Raw genomic sequence first — 14,139 nt, forward strand, 5'->3', positions numbered from 1 at the left:
GAATTCAGCCCGTCACCCGGGTTCAGCCCAGCAGGGTCCCGAGGTAGTTGCTGTTCTTGCGGACCTTGATGGTCTTCTTCATGGGAACTCACCTCCCGCCAATGGCCGTTGTGCTCGGATGGATTGCGGGGCGATTAGCCCAGCAGGGTCCCCAGGTAGTTGCTGTTCTTACGGACCTTGATGGTCTTCTTCACGGGAACTCACCACCCTCCATCGGCTCGGATCCGGCCGGGTACCGGGCGTTCAGCCCAGCAGGGTCCCGAGGTAGTTGCTGTTCTTGCGCACCTTGATGGTCTTCTTCATGGGGAATCACCTCCCGTCGTCGTGGATTTCGCGCTCCCGTCGCGTCCGCCGGCGGCCGCTCAGGCGGCCGGCGCGATGCGGACGCTCGGGGCGCCGCCCTTGTTGCCGAGCACCACTTCACCGCTCTCGGTGTAGACGGTGGTGTCGGGCGAGATGATGTCGAGGTGGTACTGGGTGAAGGGCGTGAGCCCGAGCCCCCAGTGCAGGCAGCCGCGGTCGCCGCCGTAGACCTCGTTCATCGCGTGGTTGCCCCGGACGATGTCCAGGCTGGTGTTGAGGGCGTGTCCGATCTCCCAGACCAGGGTGTAGCGGGAGTCGATCTCGAACATCGCCTCGAAGACGTCGGCGACCGGGGCGCCGGCGGGCCGGTGCGGGCGGAGCGAGGTGATCGCGCCCTTCCGCACCTCGGCCACCACGGCCTCGTGCTCCAGCCCGGCCAGCTTGCCCTGGAGGCGGGCCTGGTCCTTGCGGAGGAAGGAGGGCGTGCCGTTGTGCAGGATCGGGAAGCCCCGGAAGGCGATGCTGCCTTCCAGCGGGAGGTGCAGCGATTCGTCGAACTCGACGATCTGCATGGGCAGGACGCTGATCTCGCCGGAGGGCACGATCTGCTGCTCGCCCCATTCGAGGGGGCCGGCCTGCTGGTTCCAGACCAGGTCGTCGGCGAGGTGGTCGAGGACGGCGCGGGTCCCGTGCCGCTCGTCGACGTACACCAGGTGGTCGGTGGATTCCGCGAGTTCGAAGAACCGGTCGCTGAACTCCGCCTGCTCCTGGGCGGAGGTGCGCTCGATGACGCCCAGGAAGTGCCGGATGATGCCGAGGTCCGTCGGCGTCGAGTTGCACGCCATGCCCATGAGCTTGCGGCGCGGGCCGAGCGCTTCCTCGGACGGGGACTCGAAGAACCGGTAGGGCGAGATCACCAGCGAGTGCGAATTCTGCGGAACCGTTTCATCGGCGAGCATCTTCTCGAAGTCGTCGCCGGGCTTCAGGATGATCGTCCGGTACTCCGCATAGGGGGCGTCCTTGACGATTTCAAATTCCTGCACCATCTCCTGATTGGTGATGAGGCAGAAGATGCTTCCGTCGGCCGGGCCGAACTGACTGAATCGCGCCGGGTTGATCTTGATTGCCATAATCGGCGATACCCCCAGGTGGCTGATTACCTGGCCGCAAGAAAACAGCACCCGGCGAACCCCGCGCAATATGCCGTGGGGCAATGGCCGGAACATATGCCGGTTTGAAGAGCGAACCTGTCCGTTTTGCAAGGCTGGTGACGCTTGACCGGGTCTGCGGGCGTCTCGCGGTAGATAAATCCACGAAAGCCGGGTTTCCAGGCCGTCCCGCGGGCCGGCGAACCGACCGTATGCCCGCTTCGCCCTCCACTTCTACCGCACCCCTCCCCACCCGCCCACCCCCGACCGGGGGAGGCTTCAGGACCTCCGAGGCAAACCAGAATTCCCTCCGCCGCACACTTCCGGCCATGATCGACGGGCAATTTGCCGCCCCGCTCGGCGTCATAGGCCGGAATCATCGGCTCCACCCTTCTGTGATCTGAATCACTCCGGACACCGAACCACGGATTCCGGGCACAAGAACGCCGGGCGGTCGCGCGCAGTCGGGGGTGTCTGCGCGGACCGCCCGGCTCGTGTGCCGCGGTTGTCCTGTGAGCGTCAGGGCATTACGCGGCTGGCTTCTTGGGGCGGGGGATGAACAGGCAGGCGATGGCCGCCAGGGCCGTCGCGACGAGGACGAAGTCCCAGCCGTGGTCGAAGGCCGTCACGGCGGCGTCGGCGCCCTCCGGCGCGCCTATGAAGGCGACCAGCAGGGCCACGCCGAGCACGGAGCCGACCTGACGGGCCATCGTGACGACCGCCGAGCCCGTGGAGAAACTCTGCGGGGGCAGCGCGGACACGGCGGCGCCGACCAGGGTCGGGACGACCATGCCGACCCCGACGCCGGTGAGCAGCATGCCGGGGAGCAGGCCCGCGGCGTACTCGTGGGCGGTGTCGAGCCGGTAGACCCACCAGCCGATGCCGGCGCCGAAGAGCACGCTGCCGACCGCGGAGACCGCCGCCGCGCCGAACCGCTTGATGACGGGGCCCACGCCCATCGCGAAGGCCGGCACGAGGACCGGTCCGGGCGCGATGGCCAGACCCGTCTTCAGCGGCGACCAGTGCCACACGTTCTGGCACCAGAGCACGGCGGACAGCAGCATCGCGCCGAAGGAGATCGCGAACAGGAGGTTCGCGAAGGTGGCCGGGCCGACCCCGGGGATCTTCAGCAGGCCCAGCGGCAGGACCGGCGAGGGGTGCCGGGCCGAGCTGGCGACGAAGGCGGCCAGGAGGACGACGGCGGCCAGCAGGGAGCCCAGCACCTTGCCGGACGTCCAGCCCCAGTCCTCGCTCTTGACCAGGCCCAGCGCGAGGACCGCGATGCCCAGCGTGAGCAGGACCGCGCCCGTCAGGTCCAGCCGCGCGGCGGCGGGACGGGCCGCGATGCGCGGCAGCACCCGGGCGCCCAGGAGGAGGGCGAAGACGCCGATCGGCAGGTTGACGAGGAAGACCCACCGCCAGTCGAGCTGCGTGAGCAGGCCGCCGATCACGGGGCCGAGCGCGGCGGCGAGGCCGCTGATCGCGGTCCAGCCGCGGACGGCCGGGATCCTCTTCTCGGGCGGCGCCGCGGCGAGCAGCAGGCCCAGGGAGGACGGGATGAGCATGGCCGCGCCGATCGCCTGCACGACACGGGCCGCGACCAGGAGCCAGACGCCCGGCGCGACGGCGCACAGGGCGGAGGCGACGGTGAAGACCGCGATGCCGAGCAGGTACGCGTTGCGGGGGCTGGTGCGGTCCGCGAGGCTGCCCGCCGGGACGAGCAGGGCGGCGAACACCACCGCGTAGGCGTTGAGGATCCACGACAGCGATGCCAGGGAGGACCCGGAGAACTGGGTGCCGATGTCCGGCAGCGCGACGTTGACGATGAACATGTCGAGGTTCGACATCGCAACCCCGGCCACCACGACGGCGAACACCGGGCCGAAGGCGGGCTTCGTCACGCTGACCGCCTGTCCGGCGGCAGTCTGAGTCATCGCTCTCCTCGCTAGTGAGTTGGCTTTTCCAACTCACGTGAGCATACAGCGTTCCCCCGGGGGGTGGCGGTGTGATGTGAGCGTCACCTCAACATGGCTGAGGGTTTGTCAGTTCGCGACGGCCCGGTAGGCCGGCACCCCCGCGACCACGAGGAGCACACCAGCGACCGGGCCGAGGCAGCTGCCCCCCAGCAGCCACAGCGGCAGCCGCCACGGGTTCCGGGCCGTGGCCGCGCGGCGGTCGGCGAACAGCGTCAGCAGGCCGGCGGGCACGATGGCCGCGGCGACGCCCAGCCACCAGTACAGGCAGGCCGCCGGATGCTCGGCGAGGGCGTACGCGTGGCCCGACGCCACCAGCACGGCCAGGACGGCCGCCCCGGCGACGGGCAGGGCGAGCACGGGCAGCCACCGGGGCGCCGTGCGGCGGGCCAGCACGGCGGTGGGGACGACCAGGGCGGCGGCCAGGAACGCGGCCACGAGGGTCCAGAAGGCCAGGAAGAACGGGAGGAACACGATGCCGAAGGCACCGCTGTCGTCCTCGGAGGGCGAGACCGGCTGCGCCGGCGCCCAGAGGGCCAGGACGACTGCCGCGAGGGCCGTCTCCGCGACCAGGGCGCTGGTCGCTGTGACGAAGGTGGACGGCGCCCAGAGGCTACGACGTGCGGTTTCTTGCTTCACGGCGCCATCATGTAAGGGGCGCGCGCACCACGCAGTGCCGGGGTGCCGGTGACGTGCGTACGAACTGCGCCGCCCGCACCTTCCCTCCGCCGCAGCGGCGTTCAACCACCCACTACGCAATCGGCGGTGCCGCACCCACCTGAGGTGAGCACGGCACCGCCGGAGACCGCCATGGGGGCTGAGCACCACCCCGGCGGAAGGAGGGCCCGGGGCACCCGAAGATGCCGGGCGCCCTCGGAGAGACCTGTCAGCCCAGCTTCACCGGGAGCGTGGCGAAGCCGCGCTGGACCAGCTGGTCGCGGAACGTGGGCTCCGCGGCGAGCGCGAGGCCCGGGAAGCGCCGCAGCACCGCCGGCAGGGCGAGCTCCGCCTGCATCCGGGCGAGGCCCGCCCCGAGGCAGTAGTGCGCCCCGCCGCTGAGGGTCAGCGCGTGGTTGCCCTTGCGGTACGGGTTGAACGTGCCGGGGTCGGCGTACTGCCGCGGGTCGCGGTTGCCGGCGGCGATCAGGAGCGTGACCTTCGTGCCCGCGGTCAGCGGGACCCCGAAGAAGTCGAGGTCCTTGACGGCCATGCGGTTGAGGGCTTGCGCCGCGGGGTCGAAGCGCAGCACTTCCTCCACGTAGCCCGGCGCGAGGGAGTCGTCCTCGCGGAGGGCGTCGGCGTGCTCCGGGTGCTCGATCGCGAGGCGCAGCGCGTTGCCGATGAGGTCCATCGGGGCCTCGGTGCCGGCGACGAGCAGCAGCATGAAGTTGGCGACGAGCTCCTCCTCGCTGATGCCGCCCGTCGTGTCGAGCTGCCGGACCATCTCGCTGACGAGGTCGTCGCCGGGCTCGGCCCGCCGCTTGGCGACCAGGTCGCGGAAGTAGACGGCGAGTTCCTCCATGGCGGCGTCGCCCGGCAGGAGCTGCGCGAGGTCCTGGATGGGCTCGAGCGCGGTGGTGATGGCGCCGATGTGGCCCCGGAACCCCGCCTGCTCCTCCTCGGGTATGCCCAGCAGCTCGCCCATGATCGCCATCGGCACACGGAAGGCGAACTCGGCCATGAAGTCGACGGGTTCGCCGCCCTCGCCGAGGCCGGCCAGCCGGTCGACCAGGCCGCCGACGAGCCGCTCCACCGCCGGCTGCAGCGCCGCGATCCGGCGCGGTGTGAAGCCGACGCTGAAGAAGCGCCGGTAGCGGTCGTGGTCGGGGTTGTTGCTGAAGAGCATGTTCTTGGTGAGCCACACCCAGGAGGAGTGCTCGCGCCAGCCGGGCATCATCGTGTCCTGCACGGCACCGTCGGTGGACAGGAGGGCGGGTTCCCGCAGCGCCCGGGCGCACTCGGCGTGCCCGGTGACCACCAGCTGCCCGGGGCCGAGCGGCAGCAGCGGCCCGTAGGAGCGCAGCGCCTCGTAGAGCGGGTAGGGGTCCCGCTTCCCGGCGGGGCTCAGCAGCGTCATCATCGCCGAGCCGGGGTCCATCACCGGTGTGGTCATGTCACTTCTCCTAGAGGTCTACAGCGGGCGGTCTACAGCGGTGCCATGACGAAGTCGGCCTTGGTGGTGCCGCAGTCCGGGCACTCCCAGTCGTCCGGGATCTCCTCCCAGGGCGTGCCGGGTGCGATCCCCTCCTCCGGCAGCCCGAGGGACTCGTAGTAGACCCAGCCGCAGACGAGGCACATCCATGCCCTTTTGCCGGCGTCTTCGCTCACGGGATGGTCTCTCCAGTTCTCGTTCCGTGTTCGGCGACGAACGCGGAGATGGCGCTTTTCGCTTCGGGGGACATGAGGATCCCCATGTGGCCGCGGCCCGGGGCCTGCTGGAGCCGCACGTCCTTGAGGCCGGCGGCGATGGCCTCGGCCTCGCAGTACGGGACGACGGGGTCCCCGGGGTCGTGGAGGGCCAGCACCGGGATGTCGAGCTCGCGGCCGAGGCCGACGACGTCCCAGTGGCTGACGGGCACCCCGTTGCGGCGGTGCAGTTCGCGGTAGATGCGGTCGACGATCGCCCGTGACAGCATCAGCTCGCCCCTGGACCACCGCTCCAGGACGGCGGTGAGCGTGCAGGTGGGGGCCACGAGCGTGATGCAGTCGACGTCCGGCCGCTCCTCCATGGCCACCGCGCCGACGGCGGCGATGGAGCCCAGCGAGTGGGCGACGATCACCTTCGCGCCGCCGAGCGAGTCGAGCGCGGCGCGGACGGCGGCGGTGTACTGGGTCATGGTGGCCTGGTCGCCGCGGTTCACGCCGTGGGCCGGCGCGTCGAAGGCGGCCACGCGGTAGCCGAGTTCGCGCAGCGGGGCGATCAGCGAGTACATGCTGCTGCTGTCGGCGCCCCAGCCGTGCACGAGGAGCGCGGTGGGCCGGTCGTCGTCGCCCCACAGGTAGCCGCCGTGCACGTCGGGGTTGCCGAGGACGTCGAATCCGCGGGCGCCGAGCGGCAGGACGTTGTCGGGCTGCGTGCCGAGGGCGCGGGTCTGGCTGAAGACGTCGGTGGCCCAGCGGCCGCCGGGGCCCGGGGCGAGGGCGCCGGCGGCCGCGTGAGCGAGCCTTCTCAGGAAGAGGGGCGTCATGAGGGCGTCTTCACCGTCACCGGCTTGGCGTCCGCCGGGGCGATCCGCGTGCGGTTGAAGTCGGTGTAGAAGCCCGACTCCGTGTCGTAGAAGTGCAGCCGCCGGATGATGGTGCTCAGCTGGCGGACCTTCACGCGCTCCTCGCGGACCATGCCCGGGTAGGCGTCCTTCAGGGCGCGCTGCGCCTTCTGCAGGTTGTAGAAGGGGACGACCGGGGCGACGTGGTGGGCCGTGTGGATGGAGATGTTGTGCGTGAGGAACAGCAGCCACTTCGGGTACACGAAGTCGGTGGTCACCAGCAGCCGGCTGGCGTTGCGCGTCCAGTGCTCGTTGGTCAGGTACGGGATGTCGCTGGAGCTGTGGTGCATCAGCGTCGTGGCGCTGAACCAGGCGTGGGTCGCGAGCCACGGGGCGACGAAGTAGATCAGGAAGCCGGTGAAGCCGGTGAACCAGATCAGCGGCACGAAGTAGGCGACCATGACGGCCAGGACGAAGGCCATCGACCGGCGCACGTCGCGGCGCGCCTCCCGCTTGGGGAAGTAGCTCGGCCGGAAGCCGGACTCCCGCCAGTAGTTGATGGTGCCGCCCCAGAACGCCCAGGTGCGCGTCCCGTGGTAGATGATCTTCTCGTGCAGCGGCATCCGGTCGTAGAGCGCGGCCGGGACCGGGCGCCAGTCGGTGTCCAGCTCCAGGTTGTTGGTGTGGCTGTGGTGCAGGTTGTGCACGTGCCGCCAGGCGTGGAACGGGTAGATCAGCGGCAGCAGCGAGACGTGCCCGATCGCGAAGTTGAACTTGCGCGAGCGGGAGAAGGAGCCGTGGCCGCAGTCGTGCGCGATGCAGTGCAGGCCCCAGCCGCCCAGGCCGGCGACGATCCACAGCGGGATCCACAGCAGCCAGTGCGGTGAGAACGCGATGCCGACCAGGGCGCCGATGTACAGCACCCAGCTGACGGCGAAGCCGAGCAGGCCGCGGCCCACTCTCGGTTCGAAGTACTCCCTCGGGATGGCCCCCGCGAGCCTTTCGCCCTCGATCTGCTCCGACTTGCGCTTGAAGTCCTCGAACGCCCGGTCCGGAGCGGACGGAAAGTTGTATGCCCCCATCGTCGTGGTTCCCTTCAGCCGGTCCGGCGGGACAGCCTGAGTTCCTGAGCCAGATAGCCGCTCAGGTCGTCGATGGTCTGGTGCTCGTAGAGCAGGCCCGGCGAGAGGCGGCGCTCGACGACCTTCTCCAGGGCGCCGGAGACCTGGACGGCGACGCGCGAGTCGAGCCCGTAGGACTCGAACGACTTCTGCGTGTCGATGTCGGCGGCCGGCACCTCGATCCGCTGGGCCAGGTGCTCGACGAGCCACTGGCGCAGGGATTCCTCCGTGAGCGGGCCCTGGATCTGCTGGGCGTCCTTCTTGCGTCCGAACATGGTGGTTACGCTCCTGCTGGTGTGCGAGGGTGAAAGCTCTTGCGCTCTTGCGGGTGCTGCTCTGCTGTGGGGGCGGTCGCGGTCACGCGGCCTGCTTCATGGCGCGCTTCCGCTCGATGGTGGCCTTGTCCGGTTCCCGCAGGTCCCAGACGACGCCGGCCTTGCCCAGGCCGAAGAGGAGCCAGCCGCTCAGATCCGGCTCCCACCAGGTCACGCCGTGGCGGTACGAGCCCGGGAAGGCGTGGTGGTTGTTCTGCAGGCCCTCGCCGAAGGTGAAGGCGGCGACGGGCCAGTTGTTGGCGCTGCGGTCCTTGTTGTCGAAGGGGCGGCTGCCGATCGCGTGGCAGATGGAGCCGACGCACCAGGCGGCCTGGTTGGCCACGAAGATGCGGGCGAACCCGCCGAAGACCAGGCCGGTCAGCAGTGACATCGGCGTCTGTTCCACGGCGAAGCCGACGACCGCCGGGATCAGCAGGCCGGTGAGGACCCAGGCCGGGTAGGTGCGGCTGTACCACATCAGCCGGCGGTCGCGCAGGACGTCGGGGGCGAAGACGCTCCACTTCGAGGTCTCGTCGCTGAGCATCCACGGCATGTGCGCGTACCACAGGCCGCGCAGCCGGGCCTTGATGCTCCAGCCGTGCAGGTTCGGCGAGTGCGGGTCGCCCTCGCGGTCGCTGAAGCGGTGGTGGCGGCGGTGCGTGGTGACCCAGAACATCAGCGGGCCCTGCGCCCCCATGGACCCGGTGATCATCATGATGCCCTCGAACACGGCCGAGGTCTTGAACGCCTTGTGCGAGAGGTAGCGGTGGAAGCCGATGGTGATGCCGCCCATGTGCACGAAGTACATGACGACGAACAGGACCAGGTCGGTGGTGGTGTAGTTGCCGGTCCACAGGAACCAGGCCGCGGCGGCGGTGCCGATCAGCGGCAGCGTCATCGTGGTGAGCGCGGAGAAGCGCTTGATCCGGGCGCTGGCGGGGTCGAGCTTGACGATCGCCGACGCGAGCGGGTCGGCGGTAACGGAAGACACGGGTCCGCTCCCTTTCTACTCGGATTGCTGCGCAGGCCGTGCGCGCTTGGGATAGCGCACGTTGGTGACCAGACCCAGCACGTCCAGCAGCCGGATGAAGCCGCCGGCGATGTCGATCTGCCAGAAGGTGTGCCGGTTGTGGGCCAGCGCGGGCTGGGCGTGGTGGTTGTTGTGCCAGGAGCCTCCGACCGAGAAGGGTGCGAGCGTCGCGACGTTGCGGCTGTTGTCCCGGGTGCGGTGGGGCCGGCTGCCCAGCGTGTGCCCGATGGAGTTGACGCTCCAGGTCACGTGGTCGAGCAGGAAGATCCGGGCGAGGCCGCCCCAGAGCAGGCCGCCGGCCGCGCCGCGGAGGCTGCCGCCGGTCAGCGCCCAGCCCAGCACGGCGGGCAGGGCGAGCCCGGCCAGGACCCAGACGAAGTAGTACTCGTTGATCTTCATCACGAGCCGGTTCTTCATCAGGTCCGGAACGTATTTGCTCCAGTTCTGCCGGCGGACGGTGAACAGCCAGCCGACGTGGCCGTGCCACAGGCCGCGCAGCCGGGGGTACTTGCGTCCGTCCTGCATCGGCCGGGGCGAGTGCGGGTCGCCGTCGCGGTCGGTGAACGCGTGGTGCTGGCGGTGGGTCGCCACCCAGAAGACCACGGGGCCCTGTGCGGCCATGCTGCCGGCGATGCCCCAGAAGGCGGTCACGCCCGGCTTGGCCGCGAAGGACAGGTGCGAGAAGAAGCGGTGGAAGCCGCCCTCGACGCCCAGGGAGGTCAGCAGGTACATCCCGATGAGCAGGCCGAGGTCGGTGCCGGTGAAGCCGTAGTGGTACGCGAAGACGACCGCTCCGGCGAAGCCCAGGGTGGGCACGCCGACCGTGAGGTAGGCGAGCCGGCGGGCCGAGGCGTCGGTGTCGGTCGCGGCCTGCTGCTGCGGGGCCGCGGCCGGGTGGGCCGTGCGCGGGGCGCCGGACGCGGCGGCCCGGGCTGACTCAGGCGAAGTGGTCATGGTGGGCTCCCGTCACCGCACGGCCTGCGGCGTGTCGTCGGCGACCGGGGACAGCGTCCTCAGCGTCCCCTGGAGGTAGGCCTTCCGGGTCGCGTCCCGGCGGACCTTGCCGCTGGTGGTCATGGGGATCGCGCCGACCGGGCCGAAGTGCACGGCGGCGGGCCGGACTCCGTGCTCGGCCGTCACCGCGGCGATCACCGCTTCCAGCACGGCCGCCCCCTCCGCGGCCAGCCGGCGGGCGGTGCCGCGGTACTCGGCGGCCACCACGAGCTGCTCGCCCCCCTCGCCGGGGACGGAGAAGGCGGCGCAGCCGCGGACCTGCTCGTGGGCCTGGCGGACGGTGAGCTCGATGTCCTGCGGGTAGAGGTTGCGGCCGGCGATGACGACGAGGTCCTTGAGCCGGCCGGTGACGAACAGTTCGCCGTCGAGCAGGAATCCGAGGTCGCCGGTGCGCAGGTGGGTGCGCCCGTCGTCGCCGGCCGTGCGCGCCGTGAAGGTGGCGGCGGTGAGGTCCGGCCGGCCGAGGTAGCCCTGGGCCACGTTGGGCCCGCTGACCCAGATCTCGCCGACCCGGCCGGCCGGCACCGGAAGCAGGGTCTCCGGGTCCACCACGGTGACGTCGTGGCCGTCGGCGACGGTGCCGCAGCTGACGATGTGCGCGACCTGCCCGGGCTCTCCGGTCGCGTCCCCGGCGGGGCGCACGATGCCGTTCTCCAGGGCTTCCCTGTCGAAGCGTTCGGTGCGCAGCGGGGTGCCCGTGGGCTTTCCCGAGACGTAGAGCGTCGCCTCTGCCAGGCCGTAGCAGGGAATGAGGGACGTCTCGTCGTAGCCGCGGGGCCCGAACCTCTCGCGGAACTTGTCGAGGGTCACCCGGGAGACGGGCTCGGAACCGCAGAAGACCTGGCGCAGAGTGCTCAGGTCGAGGGTTTCCAGCTCCTCGTCGGTGATGCCCGACGTACACATGTCGAAAGCGAAGTTGGGCCCGACGGAAATGGTGACCTTGTGGTCGGTGATCGCCTTGAGCCAGCGGTAGGGCTGCTGCACGAAGTGCGCGGGCGACATCAGCACCAGCGGCCAGCCGCCGTGCACCGCGAGCATGATCGTGCCCATGAGGCCCATGTCGTGGTACGGCGGCAGCCAGGTGCAGCCGACGCGGTCGGCCTCGTACCCCATGTTGTGTTCCAGGGCGCGGCAGTTGCTCACCAGGTTTTCGTGGGTGAGCACGATTCCCTTGGGGTCGCCGGTGGAACCCGAGGTGTACTGCAGGAGTGCCGGATCGGAAACGGCGTCGGGAATCTCCCGGCCGGGGGCGGTGCCGAGGAAGTACGCGTCGTCGACGAACAGCCATTCCGGCGCGCGTACCGTGGCGGGGAGTTCCGCCGCGAATTGCGCGACGCGGCCCTCCAGCCGGCGGTCGGCAATGATCACGTCCGGTGCGCTGTCCACGACGATGGAGGCGAAGCGGGCCACCGCGCGTTTCCCGGTGGGCGGGAAGGACGGCACGGCGGTGGCGCCGGCGCGGAATATCCCGAACAGGGCGGCCACGTAGTGCAGTCCGGGGTCCAGGGCCAGCACCACGCGGCGCCCGGTGAGTTCGCGGTCCAGCAGGTCCGCGGCAATGCGGCCGGCGTGTTCGTACACGTCGTGGTAGGTCCAGTCGACGGCCTCGTCGCTGGTACCGTCGACAAGAAAGCGGAATGCCAGGCGCCGGGGCCCTGCCGCACGTTCCTGGAGAATGCCCGGCAATCCCGGCAATGCGGGATGGGCCCGCCCCGCTATGTGGTCCACAACGCCCCCGTGAGTTTTAAGTTTCTGGGCGCGGGCCGTCGGCGCACCGGTGCCGTCACCGGTGCGCGACCCGCGTCATGCTGTGCTCCGTACCCTGCGGCTGTCGCCCTTGTCAGCCGGTACGGACGATGCGGAGCTGCTGTGCGGAGCCCAGGTGGGCGCCGTCCCTGCCCCAGGCGTCGATCTCCTCGTCGACCCAGCCCTCGGCGGTGGCCGAGCGGGTCCGTGCGCGCAGCAGGATCCACGGTGAGGACGCCTGTGCGAGGTTGCTGCCGGGCCGCACCGTGAGTTCCACGGTCGGGACCAGCGCCAGCGTCGACAGCACCGCTGCGTAGGACGGCGCCAGCGAATCCATCAGGAACACGAAGCGCAGGGCATCCGGAGGCCGTTCGTCCTCCAGGATCCTGATCCACGCGATCAGTTCGGGCTCGGCGCCGCCCGCGTACGGCCGGCTGACGCCGACCGGGCGGATCTCCAGATAGGTGGAGATGGCGACGAACTCGGGCGGAATGACGAAGACCTCGCACTCCTCCGGGGCCGGGGCCTTCGGAGCTGCCGGGGCGAACGTCTGCCATTCGGCCGGCTGCGGATTTCCGAAGACGGCCGATCCCGCTACGTGAATGCCCTTCTCGGTGACCGCGTCGGCACCGAGTGTAGTGAGCGTGCGCCCGGCGCGGATCAGCGACGTCTCCAGGCGGAAATCGTCGCCGATCGGCCGCAGAAAACGCGCCGTTGCGCTCTGCAGCCGGAGGCCGGGTGAGATCTTCTGTGCAGCGTCCTGCATGGCGGAAGCCATGAGCGCGAGCGTCAGGCCGCCGTGAAAGCCGCCGAAGCCGTGCAGATGACTTCCGGCGGCGATCCCGGCGCCGGTCGGCCCGTCCAGGAGCGCCACCGGGGAAATCGGTGAAACAGTGCTGGTCATACCCCCTCCGACCCGGTGGCCGGCAGCGCGGCACCGTCGCGGAAGAGGTGCGGATTAGTGTGGTGGTGCTCGGTTCCTGGCAACACGCCATTCAATGTTCCGAGTTGGATCACAGGGGTGACCGTAGAAGGGCCGTGCGTCACCAAGCAAGCGAAAAATTTTGTGACCCGCATCACCATGGATTCGAACCATGGATACGGCGTGACGTTCAACACTGACACTCTGTGCCGCAGTGGGTTGCGTCCTCCAACCCACCCGGAGATAGTCTCGCCGCCGACACGTTCGGATGTGGCTTGGGGGGGCCTGTATGCGCGGATTGACGCTGCGAACCGCCGTGGACGGCGCGGGAATTCTGGGGATCGGCGCGTACCGCCCGCACCGTGTGGTGGGCAATGCGGAAGTCGCCGCCCGCACCGGCCGCACCGCCGAGTGGATTGAACGCCGGACGGGCATCGTCGAGCGCCGATATGCCGCCGCGGACGAATCGGTGATCGATATGGCGGTGGAGGCCGCGCGGAAGGCCGCGGCCGATGCGGGCATCGCGCCGGGAAGGATCGGCGCGGTCGTCCTGGCTTCCATGTCGCATCTGCAGCAGAGCCCGGGCGGCGCCGCGGAGATCGCCGGCCGGCTCGGAATCCGCGCCGCCGCTTTTGATCTCAACGCCGCCTGCGCGGGGTTCTGTTACGGCCTGGCCGTCGCCGCGGCCATGGTGCGCGACGGCTCCGCGCGCTACGTCCTGGTGGTCGGCTCCGACAAGATGACGGACATCGTCGCGCCGGACGACCCGGCGGCGGCGATCCTCTTCGCGGACGGGGCGGGCGCCGTGGTGGTGGGCCCGCGGGAGGACGAGGGGATCGGTCCCGTCGTCTGGGGCTCGGACGGCAGCCGCTCCGGGCTCATCGCGCACGACGCCTCGTGGGCCGCGTTCCGGGACGACCCGGAGCGGTCGTGGCCAGTGATGCGGATGGCCGGCCCCGAGGTGTTCCGCTGGGCCATCGAGGAGATGCCCCCGGTCGCCCAGCAGGCCCTGGACGCCGCCGGAGTCACGGCCGGCGACCTGGACGCCTTCGTTCCGCACCAGGCGAATCTGCGCATGATCGAGACCGTCACGCAGCGGCTCGGCCTGCCCGCGCACGTGACCGTCGCCCGCGACGTGGTGCACAGCGGCAACACCTCCGCCGCCTCGGTGCCGCTCGCCGTGGCCCGCCTCAAGGAGCTGGGCGCCGTCGGCAGCGGCGGGCTCGCCCTCCTCCTCGGCTTCGGCGCGGGGCTCACGTGGGGCGCCCAGGTCGTCCGGCTGCCCTGACGGCCGCCGGCCCCCTCCCTACGGGAACACGCTTGCGGAACCCCGGCCGAACGATGCATTCCGGCCAGCTGAAC

The 14,139-nt window shown here is 70.3% G+C and carries 13 protein-coding genes; 1 reads left to right on the forward strand and 12 read right to left on the reverse strand.

Annotated elements, in window-relative coordinates; all coding sequences use genetic code 11:
• Positions 1-362 precede the first annotated feature (362 nt).
• The 12 genes from B7P34_RS02970 to B7P34_RS03025 form a co-directional block, all read right to left on the reverse strand.
• The gene (locus B7P34_RS02970) at positions 363-1,349 is read right to left on the reverse strand and encodes a hypothetical protein (protein WP_223267435.1); all 987 of its coding nucleotides are present in this window, start codon (positions 1,347-1,349) and stop codon (positions 363-365) included.
• Between the two features lie 629 nt (positions 1,350-1,978).
• On the reverse strand, positions 1,979-3,385 hold the full coding sequence (locus B7P34_RS02975) for an MFS transporter (protein ID WP_106674175.1): 1,407 nt from the start codon (positions 3,383-3,385) through the stop codon (positions 1,979-1,981).
• A 108-nt stretch (positions 3,386-3,493) separates the two neighbouring features.
• Positions 3,494-4,063: a hypothetical protein gene (locus B7P34_RS02980; protein WP_106674176.1), complete on the reverse strand. Its 570-nt coding sequence runs from the start codon at positions 4,061-4,063 to the stop codon at positions 3,494-3,496.
• A 247-nt stretch (positions 4,064-4,310) separates the two neighbouring features.
• Positions 4,311-5,537, reverse strand: a complete 1,227-nt coding sequence (locus B7P34_RS02985) for a cytochrome P450 (RefSeq protein WP_106674177.1) — start codon at positions 5,535-5,537, stop codon at positions 4,311-4,313.
• A 32-nt stretch (positions 5,538-5,569) separates the two neighbouring features.
• Entirely contained in the window at positions 5,570-5,752 is a 183-nt protein-coding gene (locus tag B7P34_RS02990; RefSeq protein WP_373300557.1) for a rubredoxin, read from the reverse strand.
• Positions 5,749-6,612, reverse strand: a complete 864-nt coding sequence (locus B7P34_RS02995; RefSeq protein WP_106674178.1) for an alpha/beta fold hydrolase — start codon at positions 6,610-6,612, stop codon at positions 5,749-5,751. The genes B7P34_RS02990 and B7P34_RS02995 overlap by 4 nt, the downstream gene beginning before the upstream one ends.
• Complete coding sequence (locus B7P34_RS03000; RefSeq protein ID WP_106674179.1) at positions 6,609-7,712, reverse strand: fatty acid desaturase; 1,104 nt, start codon at positions 7,710-7,712, stop codon at positions 6,609-6,611. Before B7P34_RS03000 ends, B7P34_RS02995 begins: the two co-directional genes overlap by 4 nt.
• A 14-nt stretch (positions 7,713-7,726) precedes the next feature.
• Positions 7,727-8,026, reverse strand: a complete 300-nt coding sequence (locus B7P34_RS03005) for an acyl carrier protein (protein WP_106674180.1) — start codon at positions 8,024-8,026, stop codon at positions 7,727-7,729.
• An 82-nt stretch (positions 8,027-8,108) separates the two neighbouring features.
• A complete protein-coding gene (locus B7P34_RS03010) occupies positions 8,109-9,056 on the reverse strand; it encodes an acyl-CoA desaturase (RefSeq protein WP_223267436.1) in 948 nt (315 codons plus the stop codon).
• A gap of 15 nt (positions 9,057-9,071) precedes the next feature.
• A complete protein-coding gene (locus B7P34_RS03015; RefSeq protein ID WP_106674181.1) occupies positions 9,072-10,049 on the reverse strand; it encodes an acyl-CoA desaturase in 978 nt (325 codons plus the stop codon).
• Positions 10,050-10,061: 12 nt separating this feature from the next.
• Positions 10,062-11,795 (reverse strand): fatty acyl-AMP ligase, encoded by a 1,734-nt coding sequence (locus tag B7P34_RS03020; RefSeq protein ID WP_223267437.1) that lies wholly within the window; start codon positions 11,793-11,795, stop codon positions 10,062-10,064.
• Positions 11,796-11,949: 154 nt separating this feature from the next.
• Positions 11,950-12,759 (reverse strand): thioesterase family protein, encoded by an 810-nt coding sequence (locus B7P34_RS03025; protein WP_223267438.1) that lies wholly within the window; start codon positions 12,757-12,759, stop codon positions 11,950-11,952.
• Between the two features lie 307 nt (positions 12,760-13,066).
• Between B7P34_RS03025 and B7P34_RS03030 the strand changes: the two genes are divergently transcribed.
• A complete protein-coding gene (locus B7P34_RS03030; RefSeq protein WP_106674182.1) occupies positions 13,067-14,065 on the forward strand; it encodes a beta-ketoacyl-ACP synthase 3 in 999 nt (332 codons plus the stop codon).
• Positions 14,066-14,139: the final 74 nt, after the last annotated feature.

The organism is Streptosporangium nondiastaticum (genome assembly GCF_003011965.1).
GTDB lineage: Bacteria > Actinomycetota > Actinomycetes > Streptomycetales > Streptomycetaceae > Streptomyces > Streptomyces nondiastaticus.